The 18,281-nt window shown below is 42.7% G+C and carries 16 protein-coding genes and 1 pseudogene; 14 read left to right on the forward strand and 3 right to left on the reverse strand.

What is annotated here, in order from left to right:
* Nucleotides 1-269: 269 nt before the first annotated feature.
* Nucleotides 270-1,715, forward strand: a complete 1,446-nt coding sequence (locus ACYQ0C_RS05945) for an alpha-amylase (RefSeq protein ID WP_016278373.1) — start codon at nt 270-272, stop codon at nt 1,713-1,715.
* A 1-nt stretch (nt 1,716) separates the two neighbouring features.
* Entirely contained in the window at nt 1,717-2,640 is a 924-nt protein-coding gene (locus tag ACYQ0C_RS05950; RefSeq protein ID WP_016278372.1) for a YihY/virulence factor BrkB family protein, read from the forward strand.
* A 237-nt stretch (nt 2,641-2,877) separates the two neighbouring features.
* Here ACYQ0C_RS05950 and ACYQ0C_RS05955 read toward each other — a convergent pair whose 3' ends face one another.
* Nucleotides 2,878-3,393, reverse strand: coding sequence for an outer membrane protein (locus tag ACYQ0C_RS05955; protein ID WP_007665883.1), 516 nt, complete (start codon nt 3,391-3,393; stop codon nt 2,878-2,880).
* Nucleotides 3,394-4,087: 694 nt separating this feature from the next.
* Between ACYQ0C_RS05955 and ACYQ0C_RS05960 the strand changes: the two genes are divergently transcribed.
* Both ACYQ0C_RS05960 and ACYQ0C_RS05965 read left to right on the forward strand, forming a co-directional pair.
* The gene (locus ACYQ0C_RS05960) at nt 4,088-4,450 is read left to right on the forward strand and encodes a YtxH domain-containing protein (protein ID WP_016278370.1); all 363 of its coding nucleotides are present in this window, start codon (nt 4,088-4,090) and stop codon (nt 4,448-4,450) included.
* A 51-nt stretch (nt 4,451-4,501) separates the two neighbouring features.
* Complete coding sequence (locus ACYQ0C_RS05965) at nt 4,502-4,708, forward strand: hypothetical protein (RefSeq protein ID WP_007665878.1); 207 nt, start codon at nt 4,502-4,504, stop codon at nt 4,706-4,708.
* A 249-nt stretch (nt 4,709-4,957) separates the two neighbouring features.
* On the opposite strand, the gene ACYQ0C_RS05970 is transcribed toward ACYQ0C_RS05965, so the two are convergent.
* Both ACYQ0C_RS05970 and ACYQ0C_RS05975 read right to left on the reverse strand, forming a co-directional pair.
* A complete protein-coding gene (locus ACYQ0C_RS05970; protein WP_016278369.1) occupies nt 4,958-6,181 on the reverse strand; it encodes an NAD(P)/FAD-dependent oxidoreductase in 1,224 nt (407 codons plus the stop codon).
* Between the two features lie 120 nt (nt 6,182-6,301).
* Nucleotides 6,302-7,444, reverse strand: a complete 1,143-nt coding sequence (locus tag ACYQ0C_RS05975; protein WP_016278368.1) for an OmpA family protein — start codon at nt 7,442-7,444, stop codon at nt 6,302-6,304.
* 401 nt (nt 7,445-7,845) lie between these two features.
* Here ACYQ0C_RS05975 and ACYQ0C_RS05980 point away from each other — a divergent pair, with 401 nt between their 5' ends.
* The 10 genes and pseudogenes from ACYQ0C_RS05980 (at nt 7,846) to ACYQ0C_RS06020 (ending at nt 18,183) form a co-directional block, all read left to right on the forward strand.
* Nucleotides 7,846-8,880 (forward strand): hypothetical protein, encoded by a 1,035-nt coding sequence (locus tag ACYQ0C_RS05980; protein WP_025076625.1) that lies wholly within the window; start codon nt 7,846-7,848, stop codon nt 8,878-8,880.
* Nucleotides 8,881-9,089: 209 nt separating this feature from the next.
* On the forward strand, nt 9,090-13,139 hold the full coding sequence (locus ACYQ0C_RS05985) for a hybrid sensor histidine kinase/response regulator transcription factor (protein WP_016278366.1): 4,050 nt from the start codon (nt 9,090-9,092) through the stop codon (nt 13,137-13,139).
* 105 nt (nt 13,140-13,244) lie between these two features.
* Nucleotides 13,245-13,427 carry a hypothetical protein gene (locus ACYQ0C_RS05990; protein WP_025076624.1) on the forward strand — a complete coding sequence of 61 codons (183 nt, stop codon included), beginning with the start codon at nt 13,245-13,247 and terminating at the stop codon, nt 13,425-13,427.
* Between the two features lie 15 nt (nt 13,428-13,442).
* Entirely contained in the window at nt 13,443-13,580 is a 138-nt protein-coding gene (locus tag ACYQ0C_RS05995) for a hypothetical protein (RefSeq protein WP_175271170.1), read from the forward strand.
* Nucleotides 13,581-13,779: 199 nt separating this feature from the next.
* Complete coding sequence (locus tag ACYQ0C_RS22315) at nt 13,780-14,157, forward strand: DUF6047 family protein (RefSeq protein WP_025076623.1); 378 nt, start codon at nt 13,780-13,782, stop codon at nt 14,155-14,157.
* A 175-nt stretch (nt 14,158-14,332) separates the two neighbouring features.
* Nucleotides 14,333-15,051: pseudogene (locus ACYQ0C_RS06000) on the forward strand (DUF6047 family protein).
* Nucleotides 15,052-15,429: 378 nt separating this feature from the next.
* Nucleotides 15,430-15,585 carry a helix-turn-helix domain-containing protein gene (locus tag ACYQ0C_RS06005; RefSeq protein ID WP_016272734.1) on the forward strand — a complete coding sequence of 52 codons (156 nt, stop codon included), beginning with the start codon at nt 15,430-15,432 and terminating at the stop codon, nt 15,583-15,585.
* Between the two features lie 3 nt (nt 15,586-15,588).
* Nucleotides 15,589-15,879, forward strand: coding sequence for a helix-turn-helix domain-containing protein (locus tag ACYQ0C_RS06010; protein WP_016272733.1), 291 nt, complete (start codon nt 15,589-15,591; stop codon nt 15,877-15,879).
* A 453-nt stretch (nt 15,880-16,332) separates the two neighbouring features.
* Nucleotides 16,333-17,568: a site-specific integrase gene (locus tag ACYQ0C_RS06015; RefSeq protein ID WP_016278362.1), complete on the forward strand. Its 1,236-nt coding sequence runs from the start codon at nt 16,333-16,335 to the stop codon at nt 17,566-17,568.
* Nucleotides 17,569-17,652: 84 nt separating this feature from the next.
* Entirely contained in the window at nt 17,653-18,183 is a 531-nt protein-coding gene (locus ACYQ0C_RS06020) for an ORF6N domain-containing protein (protein WP_016278361.1), read from the forward strand.
* Nucleotides 18,184-18,281 lie beyond the last annotated feature (98 nt).

Below are 18,281 nucleotides of genomic sequence, written 5' to 3' on the forward strand. Positions count from 1 at the left end.
GAATATCCTTGATTTTGGATTATGTAAAAACAAACGGATAAAGAAAAATTCCTATTCATAATCAAGTAAATTATGTATATGAAAAGAAATATTAAGATAATTTGCATTACTCCATTGGAGATGGTTAAAAACATTGGAGGCGTTTTTATAATGCTTAATGTGATGTTGTGTTATACTTTTTTCTTACTAAACTATAATTTACATTTATAGTGGGAACCATCTTATTATTTATTTTGTTAAGTTACTCATCAATTTTAAATTAAATAGTTATGGAAAATGGAGTAATGATGCAGTATTTTGAGTGGAATCTTCCGAATGACGGAAAGTTGTGGAAACAGTTGAGAGAGGATGCGTCGCATCTACATGAAATAGGTGTGACAGCGATCTGGATACCACCTGCATATAAAGCAGATGAACAGCAGGATGAAGGGTATGCTACTTATGATTTGTATGATTTGGGTGAGTTTGAACAAAAAGGAACTGTGAGGACTAAATACGGAACGAAAGATGAATTGAAGGAGATGATTGATGAACTTCACAACAATAAGATTGCTGTATATCTGGATGTCGTTTTGAATCATAAAGCAGGTGGTGATTTTACGGAAAAGTTTATGGTGGTGGAAGTAGATCCTGATCAAAGAAATAAAGCTTTGGGGAAACCTTATGAAATACAAGGATGGACCGGATATAGCTTTCATGGACGTAAAGATAAATATTCGGATTTTAAGTGGCATTATTATCATTTTTCCGGGACTGGATTTGATGATGCTCGAAAGCGAAGTGGTATATTTCAGATTCAAGGAGAAGGAAAAGCCTGGAGTGATGGTGTAGATGGAGAGAATGGCAATTACGATTTTCTTTTATGTAATGATATTGACCTGGATCACCCTGAGGTTGTCGCCGAACTGAATCGTTGGGGCAAATGGGTTTCAAATGAACTTGATCTTGATGGAATGCGTTTGGATGCAATTAAGCATATGAAAGATCAGTTCGTTGCACAGTTTCTGGATACGGTAAGAAGTGAGAGAGGTGATGACTTCTATGCTGTGGGAGAATATTGGAACGGTGACTTGGAAAGATTGGATAATTATCTGGAAGCAGTAGGGCATAAAGTTAACTTGTTTGATGTTCCGTTACATTATAATATGTTTCAGGCATCACAAGAAGGAAAAGATTATGATTTGCGGAATATTCTGAAGAATACTTTAGTGGAGCACCATTGTGAACTTGCTGTGACTTTTGTTGATAATCATGATTCGCAGCATGGAAGTTCTTTGGAATCACAGGTTGAAGCTTGGTTCAAGCCATTGGCGTATGGTCTTATTTTTCTGCTGAAGGATGGTTATCCCTGTTTGTTCTATGGTGATTATTATGGGGTGAAAGGAGAGAAATCGCCACATACTAAAATTATAGATATTCTATTGAATGCAAGGAAAAAGTATGCGTATGGTGATCAAGTTGATTATTTCGACCATCCATCAACCGTAGGCTTTATTCGTACAGGAGATGGGGAACATGTTAATTCAGGCTTGGTATTTTTAATCTCGAATGATGAAGCGGGAAGTAAAACGATGTGTTTAGGGAAAGAACATGCAGGTGAAGTGTGGTGCGAAATTACCGGAAGTATTCCGGATGAAGTAACTTTGGATAAAGAAGGAAATGGAGAGTTCTCTGTGGATGCGCGTAATCTTGCTGTTTGGGTAAAAAAAGCATGAGATGACGGAACAATTCATAGGAAAGAAAAAGTTAAGCCTATCCTTATTAATCAAGATTGTAAAGGATACCGGACAAGGGTTTATTGATGATAGTGTCACTAGATTAAGCGGATCGTTAGCTTATGCGACACTATTTTCAATTATCCCCTTTCTTTCTCTTTTAGTTACTATTGGGGTAGCTTTGCATATGGATTTGGCTAATCAGTTGTATATTCAGTTGGAACCGATAGTGGGAGCGGAGGTAATTGGGGCACTTCGCTTAATTATAGAAAATGCAGAAAGAACGGACTCTTCCGCATCTGCAGCTATTGTTAGCCTGGGAATTTCTATATTTGGTGCTACTACCATTTTTGCAGAAATACAAAGTTCCTTAAATTCGATTTGGGGAATAAAGGCCGTGCCAAAGAAGAGTTGGCTGAAATATATTCAGAATCGGTTACTTTCATTCTCGATAATTTTAGTATTTGCTTTCGTGCTTCTGATAACATTTAGTATAACCAATATTATTGGAGACTTGAGCAATAAGTTTATGGCCAGCTATCCGGAAGTGGCAGGGTTTATTGTGAAAGTTGTGGGACAAGTATTAAACATAGGTGTTACGGTTATTATTTTTGTATTGATTTTCAAGGTTCTGCCTGATGCGAAAATAAAAAGTAAGGATGTTGTTATTGGAGCTGTAGTGACAACGGTATTGTTGTTGATAGGGCAATGGGGAATATCCTTTTACATCGGAATTGCGAATGTAGGAACTATCTATGGTGCAGCGGCATTCATGGTTGTTTTTATTACATGGATTTATTATTCTGCTATTATTGTCTACGCAGGTGCAGAATTCACTAAAGCATGGGCTAATGAAATGGGAAGCAAAATTTTCCCGGATGAATATGCGGTAGCAACGAAAGTGGTTGAAATACGTGAGACCTGACAATTGGAGGGCCTTGTTTTGCATTCCGGTTAATAATGGTAATATCAGCACTGGGGGTATCATAAACGACTTAAAGAATATCATGTCATACAAAGCATACCTTCGTAAAAGTAGTCATCTGAATAATACCATAGTTAAGAATTTCTTTTTGGGTTAAAAGGAAAAGAGCCCAATGTAATATCGGACTCTTTCTTAAATAAGTAAACAATTTACTGTCAAACTTTTCGGGGTAGTTCATTAGAATCTGTACCCATATCCCAGCATGATAGCTACATTGTCATCCTTGGCAAACATAAACCTAGCCTCGGCATTCAGATAACTACGTTCGGAGATAGGTAGTGTAATACCCCCTCCCAGATTAAAGGCGAATTTGGTGGAGTTGCTTCGGTCTATTTCTATTTCTTTACCGTCTACTTCCATACTCTTTTTCCCATAGAAATTATTTTGCATGCCGATGCCTGCAAGAGGGTATACGGAAAATCCCTGACCGTCTTTCTTGAAATTGAATACATAATGGAAATTCACGCTCACATCCAATCCGGTAATCTTGTCTTTAGGAAAATAGAACGTTACATCCGGAGCAATCCGGAGATTATTCGCTATCGCGTAACGTCCTTGTACTCCCAAACCGAACCTCTCATAGTTCGTTTGATAACCGATGTTGCCCATCAAAGAGCCTTCACCTTTAACTGTTTGGGCATTTATGCCCACAGATGCCAATGCAATCATGGCCAGCAAGAATAATTTTTTCATAATTAAGGCATTTAGTTAATAAAATATTTATTTAAAAGAAGAATGATCTCCTTTTAATGGAAATAACAAACGTTTGCTTACATTTGTTTGCTATATATTGTTACATATACAAAGACTTTTGATGTTAATATACGAGCGCTTTTCTCAATTTTTTATAAAGCAAAAAATGATGTTAATTCCGTTTTTATGCCTCGAACCATTTTTTTTAATGCTGTGTTTTTAGTATATGGCAGGGATTAAAGTTGGTTACATTTGAATTGCCAGTTTGTAGAGAAAGGAGCAAGTGGTATATTACATTGTCGTAACTGACTGAACCTGCATTGTTACGAAAGGATAAAATATCAGGATTGTTTCATTATTAAAATCTACAGCCATGAAAAGTCTAAGTTTTGATTTGCGGGTCAGGCTAATAGCCAGTTCTGTCATCGGGGCAATAGTTTATTTCTTTTCAAGTTCCCGCAGGTAGGTAAAGTGATAATAAAATAAAGGATCGCAGGATATGCCTTTATATTGGAAATAAGCGGATGATATATCTATCTATATATTTACATGTAAATCTCAGAACTGAGTGTGTTACTTTAAAAAATAGTTTATGTATTTTTTATGGTACATTGTTATCGGGATCGCTTCTCTGTCTTATAACAGAAAGAAAATTGAACTTTAATTATTTTAATCGTTTAAAACCAACTTAATTATGGAAAATAGAAATTCTAGTTTATGGATCGGCCTGGGAATAGGTACGGTCATCGGTACTCTGGCTTATCGTTTCTCACGTACTTCAAAAGCCAAGAAATTGAAGGAAAAAGTATGTAACGTTTTTCATAAGATAACCGGTCAGACGGAAGACCTGTTAGATGAAGCTAAGGAAAAAGTGGCGGATACCGGAAAAGTTGTAGTGGATAAGGTAGCCGATAAAGTTCAAGATGGCGCTGATGCTGTAAAGGACGCGTTGAAAGATGCGAAGAAAGATGTCAAACAAGGAGCTGAAAAGGCCAAGACAGAAATAAAGGAAGGGTATGAAGATGTAAAAAAAGAAGCAAGTAAAAAACTTGATTGATTTTTTTATATATCATTCTGTTAGTAGTAATATCTTATATAAAGAAGAATTATGATTGGATTTGTAATATGGATTATAGGATTGGTCTTAACTATCAAAGCTGCTCTAGAGATATGGCGTATTCATGCGCCGGCGGAAAGAAGGTTAATAGCCATTATCCTGGTAGTTTTGACCAGTTGGGTAGGATTGTTGTTCTATTACTTTTATGGTAAGCCTCGTATGGCACAGTGGCTGGGGACCGGTCTTGAAAGGTATTGATGGTCACATAGCTGTTTATGCTGAATAGATAGGAATATCCCAAAATAAAAATGTGTTGGTTGATAGAAGTGACCGATTTATTTTTGTTTTGGGATGTTTGTATAGGAGTATACAAAGGTAATGTCAAAAGTATATGAGACTTGTCATTATGATAATATTTTAGGCACGGATTACGCGGGGTAAATTAAAACCGTGAAATCCGTACCTAAAAGAATGCACAGAGAGAGAGGTCTTTTCTTCTTGTCTGTCTTACCAATATTTTTCGATTCTATCATAGCCGAAAACGTGACTACGTTCATCTTTAATATCTTGCAGCTTATGACAAATTATTTGCGCTCCGATCATGCTGAAAGTGATTCCGTTTCCGCCATATCCCAGATCGAAAAATATTCGTTCCTTGCCGGGCCAATTGCCGATGAAAGGTAGCCCGTCTTTGGTGCTACTGAAGGTACCGCACCATGCCATTTCTGTTTTGAAAGGGATATCGGGGAATAGTTTTCTGATTTTTCTCTCCAAGATACGGATTTTCTTTCTGAGTAGTGAGTCACGGTGTTCTGGATCGCTGAACTTTTCATCCTCACCACCTACAATAATACGGTTTCCGTCGGTGGTACGGATATAAAGATATGGATCGGCTGTTTCCCAGATCAGGCAATGTTCCGGCCAGAGATATTCGGGGGCTACCGGATGTGATATGAGTGCATAAGTAGAAGTCAAATCCATAATTTTTTTGGGAAGGAATTGTCCGGCCTCAAATCCGGTGGCTACGATTACATATCCGCACTTAATTTTATTTCCTTTGTCTGTTATCATGATACAGCCATCAGATGTTTCAGTGCACTTCTTTATGTTGGTATGGGTAAAGACCTTCAGACCGTTCTCCTTCATATGATAGGTGAGCAGTCCGGTTGCAGCTCTGTAGGCATCCATCTGTGCGGATGTTTCATTCACCAGGGCATTGCCGGGCACTTTCACCTTATATCGTTTTCTGATTTCTTGTTTCTTGAGCAGATTGACCGGCAATTCATGCTTTTGCCGTATTTCGTATTCTTGTTCCAGAAGTTTGTTGTCTGCCGAGCAGCTGGCATAAAAGACGCTGGACAATTGCTCAAATCCGGCATCGACATCTGTTTCCTTTAGTACTTTCTTTATATCAGAAATGGATTGCAGGCATGCATGATAGGCGGTTGCTGCATTTTCTTCGCTGATGATTTTTGCCATCCGGCAGAGGGGTACGTCTATTTCATATTGTAGTAAAGCGGTACTTGCAGCAGAGCTTCCGGTTGCGATGCTGCGTTTGTCAATCACGCAACATTCTATTCCGGCACGACACAATTCGTGTGCCATCAAAGCGCCTGTTATACCCGAACCTACGATGACGATATCTGTTGACAGATCATCCTCCAAAGGGTGGAAATAGTCCAATAGGGAATTTCTGACGATCCAATAGGGTAAACCTGAATGTAAGTCCATAATATATTTTGTTAATTCCCCCTTACTTTCTTCCTGTTGAGAAACAGGAAGAAAGTAAGGGGGGAGTGAGAAATGGGAAAGCCGTTTTATTGAAATTTGCTTTCCGTTTACGGTAGTAGATTATTTGCCTTCTTCGATAGTACAAATGCTGACACGGTTCCAGTCCGGTTCGGAGAACATATCACCGATTCCTTGTCCTTCGGCGGTAATGCGGGTGTCGTTAATCTTGTATTTTTTTACAAGTATAGACTTCACAGCTTGGGCACGTGCTTTTGCCAGTTTCTCATTGAAAGCGAGGTTACCTTCGGGAGAGGCATATCCTTTGATGACGACTTTAGCTTCGGGATGTTTTTTCATGTAAATGGCTACACGTTCCACATTAGGCAGTTGGGAAGCATCAACCACAGACTTTCCTTGTCTGAAGGTGATGATGGATTCTGGAATGCGGTTGGTTTTTACCACGGTTTCTATGTTGGCAGCTTGGGTTCTGCAATCTGCCAGTTCCTTTTGTAAGTTGTTGGCCTGTTGTACGGCATTGCTCAGTTGCATGTCCTTGTCGCTCAGTTGTGATCGCAGGCGGTTGACTGCATCATTTAGCTCGCCTACTTCTACTGGGTCGTAAGGCTTCACTGTTGTGAAATGATGTGAGCCGTTGCTGCATATGAAATGGTAGGTCAGTCCGGCAGTCAGTTCAAAAGTGGCATTGTTGGCGTTGAAACGGCTTTTAGTTTTGCTGAAGTCTCCTTGCATATCATATACGATAGCTGGTTTGATACCGAATGTCCATGCTTTTTCCTCACCTAGGTTGAAGTTCAAGTTCAGACCAAGGCGTGTAGACCAGGAATTTGTATCACCGGGGCCATTCTGATAGTAATGTAGCCAGCCGATACCTGTCAGAGTCTCGATTTCAAAAACGCGTGGTTCGCCCATATAACCTCCAAAGAGATTCATCAGGTTGACTTTACCGAGTAAGCTCACTTCGGAAGCATCAAATGCAGTTTTGCTGGCTGAGGTATTTACATATCCCATACCTTGAATACCTAGACCGAATATAGGAGTAAGTTGTTTTCCGATTCCGAATCCGAAGGCCGGTCGGGCATTTTTTAAGAAGGAGCTGTGAGTCAAAGGGGTTACAGCACCAGCTTTCAGTTCAATAGACCAGTTATCACCAGGGCGTGTGCCTTCAAGGGCCGTACGGTCATTTTGCGCATGCATGGTAAGAATACTCATGCTTAGTGCTAAAACAAAGATAGATTTTTTCATAATTAAATAAATTAATAGTAATACAATAAATATGTCACACACGTTGTACTGTCTGTTGTGTAGTTATGACTGTGCATAATCTAATGAATTACTTTGTCATAACCTTTGTTTAAAAAACAGCCCGTTAAAAAGGATGGTTCGAAAAATAGAAATGGATTTAACATCTATTTAAGAAGTCGGAGGGTGTCAGAAGCCTGTATTGGCAGTGAAAGTACATCATAGATATATAAGGTGCAAATTCTTGGATTTATATATAACGGCATCAAATATAACTTTATATATACATGCGTTTTTTAACACAAATATCTGTTGAAATGACAAATATTCATCAAACAAATATTCTTTCAATGCTGTTTTTTATAGAGATACAAATCATAGTATTAATTAAAAACCTGACAATTATGAAAAAATTAAGTTTCGCAGGACTGAAGGGTAGAGTGTCCTGGGGCAGTGTTTTCGGCGGTGTCATGACTGTATTGGCAATATCCGTGTTACTGTCTATTTTAAATTCAAGTATTGGTTTGTTTATGTTTGATCCATTATCAGATCACCCGGTTGCGGGCATCGGCACTGCTGTTGGAATCGGATCCGCTATCATTCTGGTTGCCGGCATGGCTGCAGGAGGCTTTGTGGCCGGGAAACTGGCCGGTATGGACGGAATGATACACGGATTTCTGGTCTGGGCGACCACACTGATTGTGGCTGTGGTACTGGGAATCTTTCTGGCTGTCGGTGCGGCAAAAATGACGGTGAATACTCTTGGAGCGGTCTCGTCCGTTACGGGCAGCGTTTTGTCTGGAACAGGTGATACCGTTGGAAACGGAGTTGCAGCATTATCAGAAGACGCAAAGGAACTGTTCGGAGAAATCGATTTTAATGCAACCCTGAAAGAAGGGAATATACCGCAGAATATCCGTACCGCACTTCTAAAAAGCGACGTGAAGGAACTTCAGCCGGATTACCTGCAGAAGCAACTGGCGGAAGTGAAGGATGACCTGGAAGCGTCCGTAAAAAAAATAGTACGTTCCCCACAACAAGCGGATGAGAGCATTGACAGTTTCCTTGACCGATTGAAACAACGTACAGAAAATATCAGCAAAAATATAGACCGGAATGATTTGGCTAAAGCTATAGCAAACAACACCAATATGTCAAAAGCGGAAGCAAATAAAACTATTGACCAATATATGAACCTGCTGGAAAATGCACGTATGGAAGCCGGCAAACTGATAGACAAACTGGAGGTGACCCTGAAGAAAGCCGCACAGGAATGGAAAGAAATCAAGCATGAGGCACTCGTGGCTGCCGATAAGGCAACGGATGCCGCAGCGAGGTCCGCACTGATTTCGTTCCTTGCAATTCTCTCCGGAGCGGTATTGTGCTGTATTGCAGGCGCCTACGGTAGCAGGAAGACCCAAGAAAGGGTGGATATCTGACAGTATTTCATTAAATCAAGTAAGAAGTTCGGTCCCCCAAACAGTATGACAGGTTGATGTCATTTTTAAGCATGTTATATCTTTTCCGAAATCGGGCCAACTGATATCCGCATTATAAAAGGCAATGACTAACTTGCATTGCCTTTTTAAATTTAAACTATTTTTATTATTTTGCGGGTAACATTTAACTTAGCATACTTTTACTACAAATGACATACTTTCAGATTTTAAAGAGGGTGCTTTTTCTGTTCCCTTTACTAATAGCCACTTTTACTACCTGCAAGGGTCAAATTTATAAATACCTGGGCATAGAGGACGGACTAAGTAACCGGAGAATTTTCCGCATCCAGAAAGGCGGGCACGGTTACATGTGGTTCCTTACCCAGGAAGGGATAGACCGTTATGACGGAAGCAAGATTAAACATTATGCCGTCTTTGACGGAAGTATGGAGGTGGCGCCGCAAATCAACCTGAACTGGCTATATACCGACAGCAGGCACAGGCTGTGGGTTGTGGGTAGAAAAGGACGCATATTCCGGTACGACACCGCCCGTGACCGTTTTGTTATGACCTACAAGCTTAACGGCCTGCAGGATGACGTAACATCAGGCACCGTCAATTGTACCTATATGGACAGTAATGACCGTATCTGGCTCTGCCATGGTGACAGTATTATACGCTATGATACCCGCGCAGGCACTACGGACAGAATAGACTCCCCTGCCTCGAACGATATTACTGCAATCACGCAGACCGACAGTACAAACTTTTTTATAGGGACATCAAACGGGTTACTGCAAACCATAGAAAAGGAAGGTGTCCTAGAAACTGTGGTCGGAACATATACTGACAGTATCTGTATACCGGTAAGTGAGCTTTATTTCCACCAAGATTCAAAGAAACTGTTCATAGGAACCTTCAAGGAAGGAATTATAGCATACGGAATGAACACGACTTCAACCATCATCGCGGACGGTCCGCTACAGAACGTGGCAATCAAACGAATCACCCCCTTTGGAAAGCGGCAACTGCTGGTAGCCACGGGAGGCAGGGGAGTATACAAGATTGACGTTGATTCTCTCTCCGCCCGGCCTTATATAACCGCCGACTACAGCAATTATAACGGTATGAACGGGAACAACATCAATGATATTTATGTGGATGGAGACGGACGGATATGGATGGCCAATTATCCTATCGGGATTACAATACGCAACGACCGTTACAGAAGTTACAAATGGCTCAAGCATTCACCGGGCAACAACAGTTCGCTGGCCAATAACCAGGTCCATGATGTAGTCCGGGACGGCGAGGGTGACCTGTGGTTCGCCACCAGCAACGGGATCAGCCTGCTTCACAGCGCAACCGGTCAGTGGACTTCCTTCCTTAGCAGTTCCGAGCACTTGAAAGGCGATGACAACAATATCTTCCTGAGCCTCTGTGAGGTATTACCCGGCATTATCTGGGCAGGTGGGTATACATCAGGTATATACAGGATTGACAAGAAGAAAGGCATGGTGGAGTACATCTCACCTTCCTCCCTGGCGGGAATAAGCCCTGACCAATATATCAGTGACATAATAAAGGACTCCGGAGGGGATATATGGTCAGGCGGATACTGTAATCTCAAACGCATCAACCCTGAAACCGGTGACATACGACTCTACCCGGGACTGGGGTCCATTACCGCCATACTGGAAAAGGACGCGGAACACATCTGGGTAGGTACAACTATGGGATTATACCTGCTGGACAAGCTCCGGGGAGATTACCGTCGCATAGATTTCCCGGTCGAGACAGTCCATGTCAGTACTTTGTACCAAGCTGCGGACAGCACACTATATGTGGGGACCAGAGGAGCGGGACTGCTTGTATATGACGGTGCAAACGATAAATTTATACACCAGTACCACATGGAAAACTGTGCCCTTGTCTCTGATAACATTTATATTGTCATTCCAAGACCGGATGGCAGCTTGCTGCTCGGTACGGAAAACAGCATAGTTACTTTCCTGTATGAAGACCGGACTTTCCAAAACTGGACGGCGGAACAAGGATTGATGAGCGTATGCTTCAATGCCGGCGCTGCAACCCAGTATGGGGACAGTCTTGTGTTCGGAAGCAATGATGGCATCGTCATATTCCCGGTTGACTTGCAGATTCCCGTTCCACAGTTCTCACAGATGCTCCTGAGGGATTTTACCGTTTCTTCACGTCCGGTCTATCCTGGTGAGGAAGGGTCGCCGTTAAAAAAGGACATTGCCGGTAATTACAGACTTGAACTGGCTTATGACCAGAGCAGCTTCTCCCTGGAAGCAATATCCATTAACTATGATTATCCTTCAAACATTCTGTACTCATGGAAATTGGAAGGCGCCTATAACGGCTGGAGCCACCCGTTGCAGGACGGGCAGATACAGGTCACCGGTCTTTCCCCAGGCAAGTACATCCTGCGTATCTGTGCCATATCCAACGAAGAAAAATACAAAGTTTATGAGGAGAAAAGTATTGAAGTGGTTGTCGCCCGTCCACCATGGGCGAGCGCATGGGCCATAGCGGGATATGCACTTCTTGCCATATCAGCCGTTACAATAGCAGTCAGGATCGTCATGTTGCGCAGACAAAAAAGGCTATCGGAGGAAAAGACACGCTTCTTCATAAATACCGCCCATGATATCCGTACCCCCCTCACTCTGATAAAAGCTCCTTTGGAAGAAGTGGTGGAAAGGCAGCAGGTAAAAGAGGAAGGGACGGATAACGTGGGAGTGGCCTTGAGAAGCGTGAATAACCTCCTGCAATTGGTTACCGACCTGATCAATTTCGAAAGGGCGGACGTTTACACCTCACAATTAAGTGTTGGCGAATATGAGCTGCACAGCTACTTGGAAAGTACTTGCGAAACTTTCCGGACATATGCGTCACAGAAAAACGTCAACCTCTCATGTGAAAGTAAGTTCCCTTTTATGAATGTCTGGTTTGACAGGGACAAAATGGATTCCATATTGAAGAATCTATTGTCAAATGCCTTGAAATATACCCCCCGAAATGGTAATGTCCATGTTTGTGCCTACACTGAACAGAATACATGGAGCATAGAGGTAAGTGATACGGGGATTGGAATTCCCGCCGGGGAGAGGAAATATCTGGGCGGAAGGTTTTTCAGGGGCAGCAATGCCGTTAATCAGAAAGTGCCGGGAAGCGGAATCGGCCTGATGCTGGTCTGCAAACTAGTACGTTTGCATAAGGGAAGGATCATTATATCAAGCACGGAAGGGGAAGGTACCTGTGTACGTGTTACATTCCCCATGGGAAACAGGCATTTGCGCAAGGCACGTTTCATAACAGTGGCAAAGACGGAAGATGCAGCCCCGCCACAACCGGAAACGTGTTCTGCCGAACTGCGGATGGAAACGATGAAAAATGGCAAAAGTTCATCACGTATTCTTGTAGTGGAGGACAACGATGACTTGCGGGGATACATTGAGAGACTCTTGGGACAGGACTACCACGTCCAATCATGCACAAACGGACGCGACGCGTTGGTCGTGGCAAGGGAATATAACCCGGACCTGATCCTTTCGGATGTCATGATGCCGGAGATGGGCGGTGATGAACTATGTGCAGCCATCAAGTCGGACATTGAAACCTCTCATATTCCGGTCATCCTGCTGACGGCACTCAGCGATGAGAAAAATATGCTCAAGGGGTTGGACAAGGGAGCCGATGCATATATAACCAAGCCGTTCAGTGTGAATGTGCTCAAGGCGAACATCAGGAGCATACTGGGCAACCGGATATTGCTCCGAAAAACATATGCCGGACTAAAATCTGGTACCGGCCCGTTACCTGAAGGATGCAGTAACGCATTGGACTGGAAATTCATTGCCACCGTGAGAGAATGTGTTATGGAACATATTACCAGTCCTGATTTTAACGTGGACACCCTCTGTGAAATCCAGCACATGAGCCGTTCGAGTTTCTTCAACAAGCTCAAGACATTGACAGGATACGCACCGGCCGACTACATCCGTTCCATCCGCCTGCAACATGCGGCAAACCTGCTAATCCAGGAAAGGTGCACGATAATAGAAGTTGCGGATGCAACCGGATTCAGTGATGCAAAATATTTCAGGGAAGTATTCAGGAAACATTATGGTGTAAGTCCTAGTGAATACCGCAAAGTAGCAATGGGAACGCATCCGAAAGAAAGCCTATCCGATTATCGGTGCCATGGGGGAGGAAGTGTGGGAAGCCGTTGATGAGTTGATAAAAAACAGAGAGAGTACTATCGACTTGATACTGGTCGTTACGTCAGGTAGGGTAAATGCTTAGGGTGGGTTCCACACTATTTGCAATATGATTACGTGATTACTCCGATCACGGTGGGTAAGATGGTCATGCGGAGCAGCCTCTCTTCCTCGACCATCGTGTTGGACTATGTCCGCAACAAGCCTGAAATTCCCTTGAGAGATATCCTTTTCTTTTGGAACAAGATAGACTACAAGGCCAATACCGAGGTGTTCGACCTCTATCAGATGATGATGTAGCGGCTAAAGCTGACGGTGCTGGCAACCAGCGTTCCCGAAACGTACCGTTACGACAAGGAACTGTTCGTCTGCAGCAAGAGCTATTACCGCTGTACGCTGTTGTTGCCTCCGACCAAGTTGTTGAAAGGCTGTGAATTCGTAGAACTGGCATGAATAGACAATCATATTGAGTGAAAGAGGTATGGAAAAATATTGAAAATCCGGGCAGCCGCATAGGGATTGCCCGACTTTTTTAAGATGGATATTCAGGTGTGGGGTTGGCAGGTCAGTCCACGGGCTCGCCGCTATAGCGAAGGCGGCAGATGGCCTCGTGGATTTCACACATGATATGCAGCCGTAGCCGCTTGCTGATATGTTGGCTGTCGGAACGCATGAAGAGTTTTTGAACGATTTGACCGTACACTTTTTGGACGAGAAACGAAAACCAAAGGAATTAAGACTCCATGAGGTGGCACCGTTGGACGCGAAATTTCGGGCGGAAATCGGGGACTGCAAGACCGCCTCACCGGATATATTCCGATACGGGATTTGCACGAAGCGGTGCGACATGGCACCCACACTGAGAAAGTTCAACAGGCTGGGAGACTTGCGACTGGTCTGTGCGCCGCTTCTCAATGAGCGATGGATTGTCTCGCCGCCGGTTGCGCGACCGGATAATGCCCGGTTCCCGCCGCCGGAAGTGAAGACGAGGATACCGTTTAAAAAGAAAAAACAGAGTATGAACATTTAACTCTTTGATATATGGAAAATGAACAGAATGGAACGCTAAAAGACGGCAGTGTATATGTAGTCATGGGATTATGTTACAGAGATTCCAGCTTCTGTCGGAAGTGGTGTATTGCCTGTGAAATGAAACAGAACCGTTCTCGAAGGATGATACCTATACCCGCCGGCTCACTTCGGAAATGTGGGAGGAAATAAAGTTATCACCCGTAGTGGTGGCTGATATGCTGGATGATTTGAGGCACGGGAACAAGTTCTATACGGGCGTTGAAACGGATAAGGGGGGCTTCTTTTCAGCCGGAACTATGAAGGGAACCACCAATATGGGGCCTTTATGGAGGAGAATATCGAGAGATGTTTCTTTGAGCCGGACTTTGAAGGAAAGTCGCTGACCGTGTATGAACTTCGGGGATGGCCTTCGCTGATGGCGGGGAAGATAAACCTCTGTTATGATGATAACGATACCCTGTTACTATTGGAGAAGATTCCACCGGATGCCTACCTTGATAAATCGGCTCTTAAAAGCGTACAGACAGAGGTGTATGACCTTTCACTCACGTGGGAGAATTATGCCCGGCTGCCGGACAATGAGAAGGGGCTTGGCCTGTTCCAAAGCGTGGATAACTATGACCGGATGACCTTGCTTCATATCATGGACAAGGGTTATCCGAGGGACGGACTGATGGATGAGTATCCTGATAATTTCAGTTTCTATGAGAAATTTGAAAGGATAGAAAGAGCATTACTGGGCCGGAACAGATGGAATGTTAATGACGAGATGCAGGACAGAGCAAAGAAACTGGTCGGAAAACTGTTGCGTGAGCAATTTTCCGATACACGGCAGAAGGTGGAGATAAAGGAAAAAGTAGTTTTACGGAACAGTAAAAGTATAAGGATATAAGGGATAACGGAAAACAAGTGAGGGTTGGAAGGCGCATTGCCGGCGGATGTCGGTGATGTGCCTTTCACCTTTATATCGGGATTCTGAAAGTTTTTACTTTGAGTAAATATGGGGAAAGAAATGACATGACAATATTTCAGGGTATGTTTTAGGGGACAATGTACGCCAATGGGTGACTTTGATTCCGGAAGTTTTGTCGGATGTGGAAATGTGCTTTACTTTGCTTCACAAATAGTAAAATCATAAATCAAATTTATTATGGAGTTAGTTGTAATTGAGAAAAATGCGTATTTACGGTTAAAACAGCAGGTTGAGGATTTATTCACACAGATTGAAGCTGTTAAAAAGAAATTTGGAATTGTTGAAAAGGAAAAATGAATGGATGCCCAGGAGGTTTGCTTGGCTTTGAATATCTCCAAACGAACTTTGCAAAGCTATAGGGAATACGGAATTATTCCGTGTTCTTTTATAGGTGGCAAATATATGTATAAAGAGAGTGATTTGGTCAGAGTATTAACTCAAAAAGCAAGATAACATATGGATGGAGTAATCACAAAGCAGTCAGAAGAGTACATAATGATGATGAGGATACTTAAGAAATGTTCTAAAGAGGTACTTGAATTTCAAGATTTGCCTGTTCCTATCGCCAATGAGGTTTATATGACTGGTGAACAGGTATGTGGCGTGTTGCATATATCAAGCAGAACTTTGCAAAAGTTACGTGATGAAAAGGGGATAGCTTATACTGTTATAGGTGGTAAGTTTCTTTATCCTCTTTCTAAATTGCAATTGTTATTGGAAGAAAATTATAGAAGTTATGTTCGTTAAATCAAGCGTTTGATTTGTATTTATGCCATTTTTTTACTACCTTTGCAAAAGTAAGAGTGTAACAGGAAGAAAGTTGCAGTATATTTGCGGTGAATTATTCGGTGTCATAGGAGTAGAGGCTTCTGGTAAGATGCTGATAATGAGTAGGGAAAATGAAAGTTAATCGTTCCCTGTCTCTCCGCTGAACTAACCGGACAATACCGGACAGAAAGCAGACAAGTCCCACAAATTCAATGATTTGTGGGACTTTTTTATCCCCTTATGTCTGCCTTAAAGTACACCTTTTCGCCCCTAAAAGACAAAGTTCGTAACCTAACTCGTACCCCCGACAAACAAAAACGGAAAGGGGGTACAGATTGTCCGAAATTGGCGAAGTCCTGTCGTTATTTGGCTTGTCTGCATAGAACTCATTTTTAGAGAATTACAATAGTTTTGCAACTTAAAAAGTGAGTTATGAAATCGACATTCAACATTTGCTTTTACGCAAAGAAAGACAAGCAGAAAGCCAACGGTGCGTACCCCCTTTTCGCCCGTATCACAGTGGACGGCGTGGCAAGCCGTTTTAACACCAAGTTGGACGTGTTACCCTCTATTTGGGACGGCAAAATGTGCAAGGCTACCGGACGTACTGCGGAAGCCAGCCGCATAAACCGTATGCTGGATGATATAAACGCATCCTTGAACACCATTTACCACGAAATGCAGCGGCGTGACAACTACGTGACCGCTGAGAAAGTGAAGAACGAGTTTTTAGGTCATAGCGAGAGCCACGAAACAATCCTTACCCTGTTTCAAAAGCACAATGACGATGTGAAGCAGTTGGTCGGCATATCCAAGACGATAGCGACCTACCGCAAGTATGAAGTCACCCGCCGCCACCTTGCTGAATTTATCCAAAGCAAGTACAACGTATCGGATATATCCATTAAGGAGATAAGCCCGATGTTCATTACCGATTTTGAGTTGTATTTGCGTACCGCCTGCAAGTGCGGCTACAACACCACCGCCAAGTTCATGCAGTTCTTCAAGCGTATCATCATCATTGCCCGCAACAATGGCATACTGGTGAACGACCCTTTCGCCAGTTACAAAATCCGGCTGGAGAAAGTGGACAGGGGGTATCTGACAGAGGACGAGATTAAAATTATCCTTAAAAAGAAAATGGTTTCCGAGCGGCTGGAACACGTCAGGGACTTGTTCATCTTTGCCTGCTTCACCGGGCTTGCCTATATAGATGTAGCCGGACTTACCCAAGACAACATTCGCAAATCTTTTGACGGCAACCTTTGGATAATGACAAAACGACAAAAGACCAACACGGACGTTAATGTTCCCCTGCTGGATATTCCCAAGATGATTTTGAAAAAATACAAGGGTAAGTTACCGAATGGCAAGATACTTCCCATAATCAGCAATCAGAAGCTAAACGCCTACTTGAAAGAGATTGCCGATGTATGCGGTATTAAAAAGAACTTGACATTTCACCTTGCCCGCCACACGTTCGCAACGACTACCACGCTGTCAAAAGGCGTACCCATTGAAACGGTGTCTAAAATGTTGGGACACACGAACATTGAAACGACCCAAATCTATGCCCGCATCACTAACAGCAAGATAGGTAGTGATATGCAGGGGCTTGACAAGAAGTTTGTCGGCATCGAGAAGATTTACAAGGAAGTCGCTATGTAATCTTGATTGTTGGGAACTGGTCACAATTTGTGACCAGTTCTTACTATTATTCCAACATTACTAAATCTCCTAAAATATACGATTATGGACTTACAGATTATCCAAAACAAAATTTTTGAAGTCAGAGGTTGCCGAGTGATGCTCGATTATCATTTGGCAGAACTCTACCAAGTGGAAACACGAGCCTTGAAGCAGGCGGTCAAGCGCAATATCGAGCGTTTTCCCAGTGATTTTATGTTTGTTTTCACCAAAGAGGAAGCTAACTTATTGTTGTCCATAGGGGTATCACAAAATGTGATACCTCCTGATTATAACTTCGGTGTAGCCATGCCTATGGCTTTCACCGAGCAGGGCGTAGCCATGCTTTCTTCGGTTCTCCGTTCCAAAGTAGCCATAGAAGTAAACATTTCAATCATGCGGGCTTTTGTCCTCATGCGCCAAATGGCAATCGGTTACGAGGAACTGTTAAAGCGCATCGAGGAATTGGAGGTAAGCACCGATGCGCAGTTCAACGAACTGTACCAAGCCCTTACCCAGCTTCTAAGCCAGTCGAAACAACAGAAAGAACGCCGTCCGGTAGGTTTCGTTACCTATAACCGTGACAAAGACGAATAGGTAACGATTTCGGTAGCTAAACTTCTCATTTATCGGGTAGCTCAATCACTACCCGATATTTTTATACTATTTTACAATCATCAATCATATACTATTCA

The sequence above is a fragment of the Phocaeicola sartorii JCM 17136 = DSM 21941 genome (genome assembly GCF_054653615.1).

Excerpts from the sequence above, each read along its gene's own strand:
- ACYQ0C_RS05965 (WP_007665878.1), top strand. The coding sequence starts at position 4,502 with ATGATTGGATTTGTAATATGGATTATAGGATTGGTCTTAACTATCAAA.
- ACYQ0C_RS05970 (WP_016278369.1), bottom strand. The coding sequence starts at position 6,181 with ATGGACTTACATTCAGGTTTACCCTATTGGATCGTCAGAAATTCCCTA.
- ACYQ0C_RS05985 (WP_016278366.1), top strand. The coding sequence starts at position 9,090 with ATGACATACTTTCAGATTTTAAAGAGGGTGCTTTTTCTGTTCCCTTTA.
- ACYQ0C_RS05955 (WP_007665883.1), bottom strand. The coding sequence starts at position 3,393 with ATGAAAAAATTATTCTTGCTGGCCATGATTGCATTGGCATCTGTGGGC.
- ACYQ0C_RS05950 (WP_016278372.1), top strand. The coding sequence starts at position 1,717 with ATGACGGAACAATTCATAGGAAAGAAAAAGTTAAGCCTATCCTTATTA.
- ACYQ0C_RS05975 (WP_016278368.1), bottom strand. The coding sequence starts at position 7,444 with ATGAAAAAATCTATCTTTGTTTTAGCACTAAGCATGAGTATTCTTACC.
- ACYQ0C_RS05945 (WP_016278373.1), top strand. The coding sequence starts at position 270 with ATGGAAAATGGAGTAATGATGCAGTATTTTGAGTGGAATCTTCCGAAT.
- ACYQ0C_RS06010 (WP_016272733.1), top strand. The coding sequence starts at position 15,589 with ATGGATGGAGTAATCACAAAGCAGTCAGAAGAGTACATAATGATGATG.
- ACYQ0C_RS22315 (WP_025076623.1), top strand. The coding sequence starts at position 13,780 with ATGTTGGCTGTCGGAACGCATGAAGAGTTTTTGAACGATTTGACCGTA.
- ACYQ0C_RS05960 (WP_016278370.1), top strand. The coding sequence starts at position 4,088 with ATGGAAAATAGAAATTCTAGTTTATGGATCGGCCTGGGAATAGGTACG.
- ACYQ0C_RS06005 (WP_016272734.1), top strand. The coding sequence starts at position 15,430 with ATGGATGCCCAGGAGGTTTGCTTGGCTTTGAATATCTCCAAACGAACT.
- ACYQ0C_RS05980 (WP_025076625.1), top strand. The coding sequence starts at position 7,846 with ATGAAAAAATTAAGTTTCGCAGGACTGAAGGGTAGAGTGTCCTGGGGC.
- ACYQ0C_RS06015 (WP_016278362.1), top strand. The coding sequence starts at position 16,333 with ATGAAATCGACATTCAACATTTGCTTTTACGCAAAGAAAGACAAGCAG.
- ACYQ0C_RS06020 (WP_016278361.1), top strand. The coding sequence starts at position 17,653 with ATGGACTTACAGATTATCCAAAACAAAATTTTTGAAGTCAGAGGTTGC.